A 13,470-nucleotide genomic window follows, 5' to 3' on the forward strand; every position below is an offset into this window, starting at 1 on the left:
ATTCGGTCCGTCGCAGCCAAGTGCGGGACGATAACGCCAAGAATACATTTGAGGCTCCTGACCTGAGACCGTCTAGTTTCCCCACAGACTTGGGATAACTGTGGCGCCGGCCACCCCGGTTTAGCAAGGGCAGGTGGTACCCTATTTGGCTAGGGCTTTTAACAATGTGTTTTTGGCGGCTTCCCCCTAACTACCTAACGGGCCCGGTAGCGGTTCCCCTTCCACCGTCCCGGCATTGCCGTCCACTGTGACCATATCGCCGGTGCGGAGGACCTGCGTGGCGTTGCCGGTTCCGACGACGGCGGGAATTCCGTATTCGCGTGCCACCAGGGAGGCATGTGCGGCCAGGGTTCCGCCGTCCGTGACGACGGCGACGGCGGCTGCGAACAGCGGAGTCCATGCCGGTGCGGTCGCCTTGGCCACCAGGACCTCACCCGGCAGGAATGCGCCGAAGTCCCCAGGGCCGTCCACGATGCGGACACGGCCGCGTGCCCGGCCCGGACTGGCCGGGTGCCCCACCAACGCCCCGGCAGGCAGGTCAGTGGTACTGCGGGCGGTGTTGGCCAGACGGTCGAAGGTGTTTCCCAGGAGCGGGGGCAATTTTCCCAATTGGAGCGGGGCCGCGAGTTTCCGCTGCCGGTGCCATTCCTTCCGCCGAGCCTCAACGACCGCATGCTGTGCAGGAGCGTCCAGGCGCACGACGTCGAGCGTCAGGAAGTAGACATCCTCCGGATCACCGATGATGGCGCGATCACGGAGGCGGGTGCCCATTTCTGTTGCACAGCGGCGCAGTAGCGGCCAGCCCAGGGTGAAATCCCTGACCTGTTCCTCGCGGAGCATTGCGTAGTGCTGCGCAACACTGAGCAGGCTTTCAAAGCGCGCCAGGCGGCCGGTGCCCTTCAGGATTGCGCGACAGGCAGCTTCGGCGGCCCGCCGCCGTTCCGCCGCCGGCAGGGCTGCCGGATTATCGGGGTATGGACCGCCGCCGGGCTCCCGGTCCTGACCGGAATGTTCACCGGCCGTTGGGTGGTACCAGTCGATGCTGTACACAGCGTGCGGAGTACGTTGCGGCAGTGCGGGAGACAATCCGCCCAGGAGGACCTGGTATCCGTGCCCGGGCCGTTGCGCTGCGGTGCCGCGGCGGGCGGGCGCCGGCGCCAGGTGCCGGCGCCAGAACCGCGCCAGGGCCAGTTCCATCTTCCAGGCGGCACCTCCGGTGGCGGCGAAGAGCCATAAGTACTCGCCGGCCTTCCATGCCACTGCGTTCACCATGCCGATGAGTTCCGCGAGGGAGGCTGTGGCTGAGGCAGGCCAGGCAGTTTCCGCCAACGTTCTATAGGAGGGCAGGCAGTCGGTCCGCCACTGGTGCTCCAGTGCGGCCAGTACTGTCCTGTCCGCCCCGGCGGGGTCGAACAGGGGCCGGGCGACTGAATTGTAGAAGTACGGCAAAGACCGGGCCGTCCCTCCGAAAAGCAGGCGGGGCAGCGCCCTGGGGGTGGGCGGCGAAACGTAGTACCAGCCGTTGACGGCGCCGAAGCGCATCGGCACGTCGACACCCAGAGACCTGCGCACCGCCTCGTTGTAGCCGGCATCAATCCGGGGAACCAGCCAATCCAGGAACAACGGCGTGACGGGTTCGGGCAACCATTCGCCCAGGCGGAAGTTCCTGATCCAGGCACCCTTACCCGGAGGCTCCCACTGCACCGGGTCCGGCAGGGCGGTCATGGGACGTGCCTGAAGGATGAGCAGGTTCCCTGAATGGTCCATGGCCCACTCAATGTCCTGGGGGCAGCCGAAATACCCGGCGATCCGGCGGGCCGCGGCGATTACCGTCGTTGCCCGTTCCTCTGACAGCACGCTGCCCGGACCGCGGACTAGGCGCGGCCGGCCTGCACCGGCCAGCCACTCGTCTCCCGTCTCCACCCCGGACACAAGGCTTTCGGCGAGTCCCGGAACGGCGGTGAGCACGGTTTCCCCGCGGTCGCCGGTCAGCGGGTTGGCGGTGAAGGCGACCCCTGCGGCAACCGGATCCACCATCTGCTGGACAAGCACGGCCATTCCACCGCCAGGCACGCCGTCGAGGCCGCCTTTTTCGCCCGCAGATCCGCCCACGGCCCCGGACTGCAGTGAGGCTTCGTATGCCCGGACGCGTTCGGCGTTTGCGGAGGCAAAACACCGCTCCACGGCCGCCGCAAGATCAACTGCGGCGACGTTCAGGTAGCTCTCGTACATGCCGGCGAAGGATGCTCCGGGCAGGTCTTCCTCAACGGCCGAGGACCGGACCGCGTAGGGGCCGGGACCGGCTGCCCTGGCCGCCGCCTGCAGGCTGAGTTCCTGTTCCCCGGCTTCGGCGCCCGCCAACGCCTCAGCCCGGAACGTCCCGGTGACAACGAACCCGGGGGGAACCGGGAAACCGGCGCCCATCAGGGCAGACAACGCGGCGGCCTTGCTGCCGGCCAGCTGCCTGTCCTGCGTCACTGGGTGCCCGAGAGGGGGAAACCCCGGTTCTATGAATTCTGGGCTCACCAGGGTCACCGGTCCGGATCATTCGTTGCGCTGCCGGCTCCAGTCTATTCAGTCGCCCCTGCGCCGGATAGGGCAGCGGTTCCCTCCCGCCGCCGGCCGGTGCGCTAAAGTAGTCCTATGCGTGCGATCCTTCTGCTTAGCTAGCCGCCCGGTATCCGAAAACCAATCGGATGGCCGTGCGGCAGCCCCTCCATGGCGAGGGGCTTTTGTGTGTCCGGGCCGGTTTGCGGGCGGACAGCAGGAGGATCAGACCGTGGTGGCAGCACCGATGCCACCACTGAACAGAAGAGGGCAGCAGTGAGCGTTCAGCCGGAGACAGACACCGGAACAGCAGCAGCGGCGGCGGACACCCCCGACGAGGGGGCCTACAGCTTCGCGGCGATGGAGGCCAAATGGCCTCAGGTATGGGAAGACCTCAAGGTCTTCACCCCCGTCGACGACGGATCCCGCGAGCGCCGCTACGTGCTGGACATGTTCCCGTATCCGTCCGGCGACCTCCACATGGGCCACGCCGAAGCGTTCGCCATGGGCGACGTCGTGGCGCGCTACCTGCGCCAGAAGGGCTATGACGTCCTGCACCCGATCGGCTGGGACTCCTTCGGCCTGCCCGCCGAGAACGCCGCCATCAAGCGCAACGCCCACCCCAGCGAGTGGACGTACGCCAATATCGACACCCAGGCGGCTTCCTTCAAGCGCTATGCGATTTCGGCGGACTGGTCGCGCCGGCTGCACACCTCCGACCCCGGGTACTACCGCTGGACCCAGTGGCTGTTCAAACGCTTCTACGAGCGCGGCCTGGCCTACCGCAAGGATTCCCCGGTCAACTGGTGCCCCAAGGACCAGACCGTGCTGGCCAACGAACAGGTGGTCAACGGTGCCTGCGAACGCTGCGGCACCCCGGTCACCAAGAAGTCCCTGAACCAGTGGTACTTCAAGATCACCGAGTACGCCGACCGGCTGCTCGATGACATGGACGAGCTCCGCGGCCACTGGCCCGAGCGCGTGCTGGCGATGCAGAAGAACTGGATCGGCCGGTCCGAGGGCGCGCACGTCAACTTCGTGATCGAGGCCGACGGCGGCAAGCCCGCCAAGGACGTCACCGTGTTCACCACCCGGCCGGACACTCTCTACGGCGCCACGTTCTTCGTCGTCGCAGCCGACGCCCCGCTCGCCGTCGAACTGGTGACCGAGGAACATGCTGGTGCGCTGGACTCCTACCGCGAGCAGGTCAAGGCGCTCACGGAAATCGAACGCCAGTCCACTGAACGCGAAAAAACCGGCGTCTTCACCGGCCGTTATTCAATCAACCCCCTGAACGGTGAGAGGCTGCCGGTCTGGGCCGCCGACTATGTTCTGGCCGACTACGGCACCGGCGCCATCATGGCCGTCCCCGCGCACGACCAGCGTGACCTCGATTTTGCCAGGACGTTCGACCTTCCCGTCCGGGCAGTACTGGACACCGGCGGGGAGGATCCGGCGGTTTCCGGCAAGGCCACCTCCGGGGAGGGCACCCTGATCAACTCGGGTGTCCTGGACGGACTGCCGAAGACCGAAGCGATCCCCGCGGCCATCGAGATGCTCGAGAAGCAGGGCACGGGCGAGAAATTCGTCAACTTCCGGCTGCGTGACTGGCTGCTCAGCCGGCAGCGGTTCTGGGGAACCCCCATTCCGATCATTCACTGTCCTTCCTGCGGAGAGGTACCTGTCCCGGACGAACAGCTGCCCGTCACCCTCCCCTCGGACCTGCGGGGCGAGGACCTGTCCCCGAAGGGGACGTCGCCGCTGGCCGCGGCTGAGGCCTGGGTCAATGTTGAATGCCCCAACTGCCACGGACCGGCCAAGCGCGACACCGACACCATGGACACGTTCGTGGATTCGTCGTGGTACTTCCTGCGGTTCGTCTCGCCGCAGTACACCGACGGTCCTTTCGACCCGGCGAAGATCAATGACTGGATGCCCGTAGGCCAGTACGTCGGCGGCGTGGAGCACGCCATCCTGCACCTGCTGTACGCGCGGTTCTTCACCAAGGTCATCCATGACATGGGCATGATCGAAGCCGACGAACCCTTCAGCGCCCTGCTGAACCAGGGCCAGGTCCTCAATGGCGGCAAGGCCATGTCCAAGTCCCTGGGCAACGGCGTTGACCTGGGGGAGCAGTTGGACAAATACGGTGTGGACGCCGTCCGCCTGACCATGATCTTCGCCTCCCCGCCGGAAGACGACGTCGACTGGGCGGACGTCTCGCCGTCGGGCTCCTCAAAGTTCCTGGCCCGCGCGTGGCGGCTTGCCCAAGACGTCAGGAGCGCCCCCGGAACCGATCCTGCGTCCGGAGACCGCGCGTTGCGCTCGGTCACGCACCGCACCATCGCAGACGCCGCCGCGCTGCTGGACACGAACAAGTTCAACGTGGTGGTGGCCAAGCTGATGGAGCTGGTCAACGCCACCCGGAAAACCATAGATGCAGCCTCCGGCGCCGGCGGCGCTGACCCGGCCGTCCGGGAAGCGGCAGAGGCTGTTGCGGTCATCCTGAGCCTTTTTGCCCCGTACACGGCCGAGGACATGTGGAGCGTCCTGGGCCACCAGGCCTCCGTTGCGAACGCGGGCTGGCCCGCCCACGACGAAGCCCTGCTGGTCCAGGCGACCGTCACAGCCGTCGTCCAGGTCCAGGGCAAGGTCCGCGACCGCCTGGAGGTGTCCCCGGAGATCGGCGAGGACGAGCTGCGTGAACTGGCCCTGGCCAGCGAAAACGTGCAGCGGGCCCTCGATGGCCGCGGCATCCGCACGGTGATCGTGCGGGCGCCTAAACTGGTCAACATCGTCCCGGCCTAATACGAAGGAAGGGCTGTGTACCGGCCACCGGATCCGTCCGGTGGCCGGCCCTGACCCAGGAGGCCACCTTGCCCGACCGCGACGCCGCTGCATGGCTCTGGCTCCGGGAGCGACTGGCCGCCCTGCGGCCCGCGCCCCGTCCGGGTGCGACGGCAGCGGAGGCAGCCGCCGTCGTCCGTACGGCTGTGGTGACGGACTCCGCCGCCGCCCTCCCTGCCGACTGGGTAGGGGCGTGTGCCAGCGACGGCCGGCTTACTGTCATCCCCATGCCCGTGATGATCGGTGACGAAATTTACGGCGAGGGCGAAGACGACATCACCGATACCATTGCCCTGGCAATGGCCGCCGGAAAGCCGGTCAGGACTTCCCGTCCCTCGCCAGGCCAGTTTGAACAGGCCTTCCTCGCTGCGGAGCGCCATGGCTACGAGGGTGTTGTGTCCATCCACATTTCAGCCGGTCTGTCCGGCACCGCGGATGCCGCCCGGCTCGCTGCGGGCCGGGTCGGCATCCCCGTGGAAATCCTCGACTCGGGCACTGTCGGTATGGCGCTGGGCATGGGCGTGCAGAGCGCGGTTCTTGCCGCCGCCGCCGGAGAGGACCTTCATGAGGTGCGCTCCAGGGCCGCGGAGCAGCTGGCCCGGACCAAGGTCTACTTCTACGTGCCCAGCCTTGAACAACTGCGCCGGGGTGGACGGATCGGCGCTGCCGCTTCGCTGCTGGGGACGATGTTCGCCATCAAGCCCATCCTTGCCGTCGACGACGGGAAGATCGTCCCCCTGGAAAAGGTGAGGTCGGCCGCCCGGGCGGTGGCCCGGCTCGAGGAAATCGCCGCAGCGGACGCCGCTTCGCGCCCCGCCGGCCAGGCCCTCCTGGCCGTCCATCACTTTGGTAATCCGGAAGAAGCCGAGGCCCTTGCCGACCGGCTCGCTGCGGCACTGCCGCAGTGCCCGCGGGCCCAGATCAGTTCCCTGCCCGCGGTTCTGGCTGCGCACGCCGGCCTGGGTGTGCTGGCCGTGATCGTGGGAGAGAGCGGTGCCGCCGCCGAACCGGTGCCGCCCACGGTTTCCACCTAGCTGTTCGCCCTTGCCGGTATCCACATAGGACGGTCCGTGACTGTCACCGGACGGGGGGAGTCCCTAGCGTTGGGACCATGTCACGCCGGGACGCTGGAGCAGCACGCCAGGAAGCCCGTCATGTCCGGGACCGGCTGCAGTCCACGCTCGGGGGCGGCGGCCTGCTCCTGACCGGTGGCGGGGAGCCTTTTGAGTACGACGGCGGAGCGCAGCCGGGTCCCGAAAGCCCGGATTTCGGCGGTGCGGGCGGGGCCCTTGCCGTTACAGGCAAAACCGGGCCCGTCCTGAGATGGCGGGTTGGATTCAGGGTTGCCCTCCTCATCGGGGCGTTTGCGGTTCTGGGCGGTGCCGGGTTCTGGTGGCAGGTGGCCGCGGGGCAGCCCCAGGTGATGCCACTGAGCGAAGTCGCACCGCAGGACAGGCCGCCTGCAGACCCAGGCGCACTCCCGGGCAAGGAGACGGAGGGCCCGGACCCGCCCGATCCCGCCGGCGGAAGTTCCCTGCCCGCCGTTATCGTCCACGTGGCCGGTGCCGTCGCCGCGCCGGGAGTGGTTCAGCTGGCCGCGGGCAGCAGGGTCCACCAGGCCATCACCGCGGCGGGCGGCGCAACTCCGGCCGCGGACCTGGACCGCCTCAACCTTGCTGCAGTGCTCGCTGACGGCGGGAAGCTGTATGTTCCCCAGACCGGTGAACAGATGCCCCCCGGCCAGTCCGGTTCGGACGCCCAGCCATCCGATGGGGACTCCGGGAGCGGTATGCCGGGAGCCGGTGGAAAGGTCAACCTGAACACGGCAGGCGTCGAAGAACTGGACACCCTCCCAAAGGTCGGTCCGGTCCTGGCCCAGCGCATTGTGGACTGGCGCAAGGAGCACGGCCCGTTTAAGTCGGTCGAGGAGCTCGATGCTGTCGACGGGGTGGGACCGAAGATGCTCGAATCGCTCCTGCCCCTGGTGGGCGTCTGAGGTGGCAGCCCGTAGCCGTTGGAGCCGCTTCGTCGACTCGGCAGTGCGGGGCCAGGAGGTGGCCCCTGACGACGTACAACCGGGGCGCAACGTACAACCGCGGCGTCAGCCGGCGGCCACGTCAGCGTTGCCTCACGCCGGCCCGGCAGGCGCGGGTTTCCTCGGTGCTGCCCGGCTGGGTGCTGGCCAGGTGGGTGCTGCTCGGGTGGGTGCACGCCGGGTGGGTGCTGCCCGGCTGGGCGATCGCGTCGGCAAGAAGCTGCGGGGCCAGGAGGGAATTGCGCCCAGCGATGCTCCCCGGCGGCGGACCGACGTTCGGCTTGCACTGCCCGCCGCGCTCATCTGGGGCGCTGCAGTGGCTGGCGCCTGGCTTACCCCGGCGGCGCTGCTGGCAGTGTGCGGCGGCTGCGTACTCCTGGCCGCTTTGCTGCTGGGCATCACTGCCCGCGGCGGGAGTCTGGCTGCCGGCCGGCGCAGCTTCCTGATGACCACAGCGATAGCCCTGATGCTTGCCGCGGCAACAGCCTCCCATTCAGCGGTTTCTTCCGCGCAGCGCAATGAAGGCCCCTTCGCGGACGCTGTCAGCGCCGGCAAGTCGGTTGTGGCCGTCGTGGAGGTCACCGGATCGCCCCGTTCGGTTTCGGGCGGCGGCGGTGGGCGGCCCGAGCGTTGGTCCGTAACCGCGCAGACACAGGAGGTCACCGTCAGCGGCCAGATCATCCGCACCCGTGCACAGCTGGTGGTCATGGGCGGGGGCGGCTGGGAAAACCTGGTTCCCGGCCAGGTGGTCCGCACTGCAGGCAAACTGAAGTCCCCGGACCCCGGCCAGGAGGAAGCGGCGGTACTCGCGGCGTCGCTGCCTCCTGTCACCGGTGCCGGTGCCCGGGGCTGGGAGGTGACAGCCAGTGAGTTGCGCGGCCGGTATGTGTCAGCTGCGGCTTTCCTCGCCGCCGATCCGGCCGGGCTCCTGCCAGGCATGGTCACGGGGGACACGAGTGCGTTGGACGAAGGACTCACCGCGGCCATGAAAGCGGTCGGCATGACCCATCTGACCGCCGTCAGCGGGGCCAACTGCAGCCTCGTCCTCGGAGCCCTCCTGGTGCTGGCACGCAGCTTGCGGCTGCCCCGGATTCCGGCTGCCGGGCTGGCAATGGCAGGCCTGGGGATGTTCGTCGTGCTGGTGGGCCCCGACGCCAGTGTGCTCAGGGCTGCGCTGATGGGCTCGATCGGCCTGGCATCGTTGGCCGGCGGACGCACGGGCCGCGGGCTCAGCTTTCTCTGCCTCGCCGTGATCGGCCTGCTGCTGACGGACCCGGGCCTGGGAACGAGCTTCGGTTTCCTGCTCTCCGTATTGGCGACACTGGGGATCATCGTTCTGGGCCGAAAGATGATCGACTGGACCCCGCCAGCGGTTCCGCGGTGGGCAGCTGCGGCCTGGGCCGTGCCGTTGTCTGCGCAGCTGCTGTGCGGCCCCGTCATTGTGCTCCTGCAGCCCCAGTTTTCCACGTACTCCCTGCTGGCGAACGTCGTGGCCGCACCCCTGGTGGCACCGGTAACGCTCCTGGGCACTGCCGCGGTACCGTTCCTGGTTGTGGCGCCCTGGGCAGCCACTGCGCTGATTGCCGTCGCGGGAACCTTCTGCGCCGGGGTAGCCGGGACGGCCCGGACGGTGGCTGGTCTGCCTGGCGCCTCCTTGCCGTGGCCCGAGGGCATTTTTGGCCTGGGCACGATGATTCTGTTTTCGGTGGTGACCCTCGCCGGAGTCTGGGTTGCCGTCCGGCCGCGCCGAGTGATCAGGCTGGTGCTCGCCCTGCACGCACGGACGGAATCGGTGCTGGACCTCGCAGAGCGGCGACTGCGCGTCATCAGGGCCCGGGCCGGGCGCGCACGGGCCGCCCGCGGCTTGGAGGGGGCCGCCGGCCATGGCAGGCTTAGAGACTGCACCAGAATTTCCGGGAGGAATCCACAATGGCCGCTGCCCCAACCACGCGGAGCAAAGCACAGGCAACAAACGTCGCCTCCTGGCGGGACGTAACCCCTGCGCTGGTGGTGCTGGTGGGCGGTCCCGAGGAATACTTGGGAATCCGCGCCATGGACCACGTCCGGTCACAGGTGCGGGCTGCGTTCCCGGACGTGGAAGTCAGCCAACTCACGGCCGGCATCTACGAACCGGGTGCACTGGCCATGCACGTCAGTCCGTCCCTCTTTGGTGAGCGCAAACTGATCGAAGTTGAAGGCGTCGAAGCGATGAACGACGCCTTCCTGGCTGACGCACTTGCGTATCTGGCCCATCCCGAGCCGGAGGCCGTCCTGGTCCTGCGGCACGCCGGGGGAGTCCGTGGCAAGAAGCTCCTTGACGCGGTCAAAGCCGGTGGCTGGCCTGTTGTGGACTGCCAGCCGCTGAAGAAGGATGCGGACAAAGCAGCATTCGTCACCGCTGAGTTCAGGACCGCGGGGCGGAAGGTCAGCTCCGAGGCTGTCCATGCGCTGGTGAACGCCGTCGGAGCCAACTTGTCGGAGCTGGCGGCGGCCTGCAGCCAGCTGATCGCGGATGCCCCGGGAACGGTGACACCGGAGGTGGTGGACCGGTACTACGGGGGCCGGATCGAGGCCACTGCCTTCAAGGTGGCAGACGCTGCCATGGCCGGGAATGGTCCGGTGGCGCTGTCCACCCTCCGCCATGCCTTGGCAACCGGTGCTGACCCGGTCCCGATCGTGGCGGCGCTGGCGGCGAAGCTGCGTACCGTGGCAAAGGTCGCCGGCGCCCACGGATCCCCGGCCCAGATTGCCCGTGAGCTCGGTATGCAGCCGTGGCTGGTCGAGCAGGCCCAGCGCGATGTGCGCCGCTGGACGCCTGAGGGCCTGGTCCGCTCCATCCAGGCGACGGCCGAAGCCGACGCCCAGGTCAAGGGTTTATCGAGGGATCCGGTGTACGCCGTCGAGCACGCTGTCACCATCATCGCAACGTCGGCGCAGCGGCACTGACCACGCCGTGACGCATTAAAGACGTGTGGCCGGCACCCATCGGGTGCCGGCCACCATCATCAGTTCAAATGAACTGGAAACCTTACAGTGCGTTGACCTTCTTGGAGATCGCCGACTTGCGGTTCGCTGCGTTGTTCTTGTGCAGAACACCCTTGCTGACAGCCTTGTCCAGCTTGCGGCCGGCAGCAACCAGGGCAGCAGTAGCTGCATCCTTGTCGGTGGACTCAACGGCGGTGTTGACGGCGCGGATGGCCGTCTTCAGCTCAGACTTGACTGCGTTGTTACGCAGGCGTGCCTTCTCGTTGGTGAGGATGCGCTTCTTCTGGGACTTGATATTAGCCACGTGTGAACTCTCTTTTTAATGCGGAAATGGTCTAGAGGGCTTTCAGATTGGCCATTGACTGAGCGGCGTGGGGATACCTATGGCGGCCAACCATCAGTGGCCGTCGACCTGCACGGACACACAGCTATAAAGAATAGCAGACCCCGCACCGGGGTGGCCATTTGCGTGCTACTTCCAGCCGTGTCGGCTGCGCAGCCCGGCCGCAACCGCGTCAAAGCGTTTTCGGTCCAGCACGGCTCCCTCCCGCCGGATGCTGTCCGGGCTGATCTGCAGCACGCGTCCCAGATTCGCCTCGCTGGGGCGCTGCTGGCGGTCCCAGCTGCCGGTTCCGATGTCCACGTAGTCTTCGGACCTGTTGCCGTCCGGGTCGTGGTCCTTGCTGGTCAGCATCAGGGCCAGCAGGTGCGGGCCGCTATGGCCGACCAGCAGGACAGGACGGTCTTTCCCCCTGGAGTGGTCCTCCTCGTAGGGAACCCACGTCCACACGACCTCGCCGGGATCGGGGCTGCCATCGGGCTGGGGCGCATAGCGGACGGAGGAGACGCCCCGGAAATCGCCGGGGTACGAGGCAGCTGGGACTGTCGCGGCCCGGCCGGTTGTCCTATGGGAGGCAGGTCCGGCAGTTGGGGCCGCGCCGGATCGGAATTTCTCCAGGACCCTGACGGTCGTCCGGAAGGCACTGGCCAGCGAGCGGAGGTTAATAGGCATGGGGCAACAATATCGCCGGCCCGGTGTTGTCCGCGGAATGTCCGGCTTCGCCCGCGGAATGCAGTGCGATGGGCTCCGGCGTGGGACACTGGAGGTTCAAAATGTGCGGCCCGGCCGCAGGGTGCCTTCGTTGCGTCCTGCAGGCGGCCGCGTGAATGCCAACAGTAAGGACCCTGCGTGTCTCCCATGGCCCGCACCGCCCCGGTGCCCGCCGCGACAGATCCGGCCATCATTCGGAATTTCTGCATCATCGCGCACATTGACCACGGTAAGTCCACCCTGGCCGACCGCATGCTGCAGTTCACCGGGGTCGTTAAGTCCCGCGACATGAAGGCCCAGTACCTGGACCGCATGGACATAGAACGCGAGCGCGGCATCACCATCAAGTCACAGGCAGTCCGCATGCCCTGGGAACTCGATGGCAACAGCTACGCGTTGAACATGATCGACACGCCCGGCCACGTTGACTTCACCTACGAGGTCTCACGCTCGCTGGCAGCCTGCGAAGGTGCAGTGCTGCTCGTTGACGCAGCGCAGGGCATTGAGGCCCAGACACTCGCCAACCTTTACCTGGCGATGGAAAACAACCTCACCATCATCCCGGTCCTGAACAAGATCGACCTCCCGGCCGCCCAGCCCGAGAAGTACGCGGCGGAGCTGGCCAGCCTGATCGGCGGCGACCCGGACGATGTCCTCCGTGTCTCCGGCAAGACCGGCATGGGTGTTGAAGCGCTGCTGGACAAGATCGTCCGCGACCTCCCCGCCCCCAAGGGTGATCCGAACGCCCCTGCCCGTGCCATGATCTTCGACTCCGTGTACGACACCTACCGCGGCGTGGTGACCTACGTCCGGGTTGTTGACGGCATGCTCCACCCCCGCGAGCGCATCCAGATGATGTCCACCCGGGCCACGCACGAACTCCTCGAAATCGGAGTCAGCTCGCCTGAACCCACCCCTTCCAAGGGTCTTGGCGTGGGCGAGGTCGGCTACCTGATCACGGGCGTGAAGGACGTCAGGCTTTCCAAGGTGGGCGACACCGTCACCAACCTCGCCAAGCCGGCCGCCGAATCCCTTCCCGGCTACGCGGATGCGAAGCCGATGGTGTTCTCCGGCCTGTATCCCCTGGATGGCACTGACTACCCGGTACTGCGCGACGCGCTGGAAAAGCTGATGCTCAACGACGCTGCGCTGGTCTACGAGCCGGAGACGTCAGCGGCATTGGGCTTCGGCTTCCGCGTGGGCTTCCTGGGCCTGCTGCACCTTGAGATCACCCGGGAGCGGCTCGAACGCGAGTACAACCTGGACCTCATCTCCACCGCGCCCAACGTCGAGTACGAGGTGACGCTGGAGGACAAGAAAGTGGTCCATGTGACCAACCCCAGCGAATACCCCACCGGAAAAGTCGCCGAGGTCCGCGAGCCCATGGTGGCGGCAACCATCCTGGCGCCCAACGAATTCGTCGGCGCCATCATGGAGCTGTGCCAGAGCCGCCGCGGGGTCATCGGCGGCATGGACTACCTTTCAGAGGACCGGGTGGAAATCCGGTACCGCCTGCCGCTCGCGGAAATTGTTTTCGACTTCTTCGACATCCTCAAGTCCAAGACCCGCGGCTATGGCTCGCTGGACTGGAAGGCCGACGGCGACCAGGTGGCCGATCTCGTCAAGGTGGACATCATGCTCCAGGGCGAACAGGTTGACGCGTTCTCGGCGATCACCCACCGTGACAAGGCCTACGCCTATGGCGTCATGATGACCACCAAGCTCCGCGAGCTCATTCCGCGCCAGCAGTTCGAGGTGCCCATCCAGGCCGCCATCGGCTCGAGGATCATTGCCCGCGAGAGCATCAGGGCCATCCGCAAGGACGTCCTGGCCAAGTGCTACGGCGGTGACATTTCCCGTAAGCGCAAGCTGCTGGAGAAGCAAAAAGAAGGCAAGAAGCGCATGAAGATGGTGGGCCGCGTGGAGGTTCCCCAGGAAGCCTTCATCGCCGCGCTGACCACGGACGAGTCCAAGGACAAGGCCAAGAAGTAATGACAAGCGTGGC

9 protein-coding genes are annotated in these 13,470 nt (G+C 67.0%); 6 read left to right on the forward strand and 3 right to left on the reverse strand.

Translation table 11 applies throughout. The features are described 5' to 3' along the window. Positions 1-186 precede the first annotated feature (186 nt). Entirely contained in the window at positions 187-2,478 is a 2,292-nt protein-coding gene (locus ABIA70_RS14890) for a PEP/pyruvate-binding domain-containing protein (RefSeq protein ID WP_354148351.1), read from the reverse strand. Positions 2,479-2,823: 345 nt separating this feature from the next. On the opposite strand from ABIA70_RS14890, the gene leuS reads away from it, so the two are divergent. The 5 genes from leuS to holA all read left to right on the forward strand — a co-directional run bounded on the left by leuS (position 2,824) and on the right by holA (position 10,375). Continuing rightward, complete coding sequence (gene leuS, locus ABIA70_RS14895) at positions 2,824-5,355, forward strand: leucine--tRNA ligase (protein WP_354148352.1); 2,532 nt, start codon at positions 2,824-2,826, stop codon at positions 5,353-5,355. A 68-nt stretch (positions 5,356-5,423) separates the two neighbouring features. Continuing rightward, positions 5,424-6,428 carry a DegV family protein gene (locus ABIA70_RS14900; protein WP_354148353.1) on the forward strand — a complete coding sequence of 335 codons (1,005 nt, stop codon included), beginning with the start codon at positions 5,424-5,426 and terminating at the stop codon, positions 6,426-6,428. Between the two features lie 77 nt (positions 6,429-6,505). Then, positions 6,506-7,390, forward strand: a complete 885-nt coding sequence (locus ABIA70_RS14905; RefSeq protein ID WP_354148354.1) for a ComEA family DNA-binding protein — start codon at positions 6,506-6,508, stop codon at positions 7,388-7,390. A 1-nt stretch (position 7,391) separates the two neighbouring features. Beyond that, positions 7,392-9,425 (forward strand): ComEC/Rec2 family competence protein, encoded by a 2,034-nt coding sequence (locus tag ABIA70_RS14910; protein WP_354148355.1) that lies wholly within the window; start codon positions 7,392-7,394, stop codon positions 9,423-9,425. Beyond that, positions 9,359-10,375, forward strand: a complete 1,017-nt coding sequence (holA, locus tag ABIA70_RS14915) for a DNA polymerase III subunit delta (RefSeq protein ID WP_354148356.1) — start codon at positions 9,359-9,361, stop codon at positions 10,373-10,375. The genes ABIA70_RS14910 and holA overlap by 67 nt, the downstream gene beginning before the upstream one ends. Positions 10,376-10,457: 82 nt before the next feature. Here the strand turns inward: holA and rpsT are convergent, their stop codons facing one another. Continuing rightward, on the reverse strand, positions 10,458-10,718 hold the full coding sequence (rpsT, locus tag ABIA70_RS14920) for a 30S ribosomal protein S20 (protein ID WP_108598327.1): 261 nt from the start codon (positions 10,716-10,718) through the stop codon (positions 10,458-10,460). A 168-nt stretch (positions 10,719-10,886) separates the two neighbouring features. After that, complete coding sequence (locus tag ABIA70_RS14925; protein ID WP_354148357.1) at positions 10,887-11,426, reverse strand: type II toxin-antitoxin system PemK/MazF family toxin; 540 nt, start codon at positions 11,424-11,426, stop codon at positions 10,887-10,889. A 177-nt stretch (positions 11,427-11,603) separates the two neighbouring features. On the opposite strand from ABIA70_RS14925, the gene lepA reads away from it, so the two are divergent. Beyond that, positions 11,604-13,457, forward strand: a complete 1,854-nt coding sequence (lepA, locus tag ABIA70_RS14930) for a translation elongation factor 4 (RefSeq protein ID WP_354148358.1) — start codon at positions 11,604-11,606, stop codon at positions 13,455-13,457. Positions 13,458-13,470: the final 13 nt, after the last annotated feature.

The organism is Arthrobacter sp. 754, assembly GCF_040548695.1.
GTDB lineage: Bacteria > Actinomycetota > Actinomycetes > Actinomycetales > Micrococcaceae > Arthrobacter.

Coding starts and splice junctions, on each gene's coding strand:
- ABIA70_RS14905 (WP_354148354.1), top strand. CDS start 6,506: ATGTCACGCCGGGACGCTGGAGCAGCACGCCAGGAAGCCCGTCATGTC.
- holA (WP_354148356.1), top strand. CDS start 9,359: ATGGCCGCTGCCCCAACCACGCGGAGCAAAGCACAGGCAACAAACGTC.
- ABIA70_RS14925 (WP_354148357.1), bottom strand. CDS start 11,426: ATGCCTATTAACCTCCGCTCGCTGGCCAGTGCCTTCCGGACGACCGTC.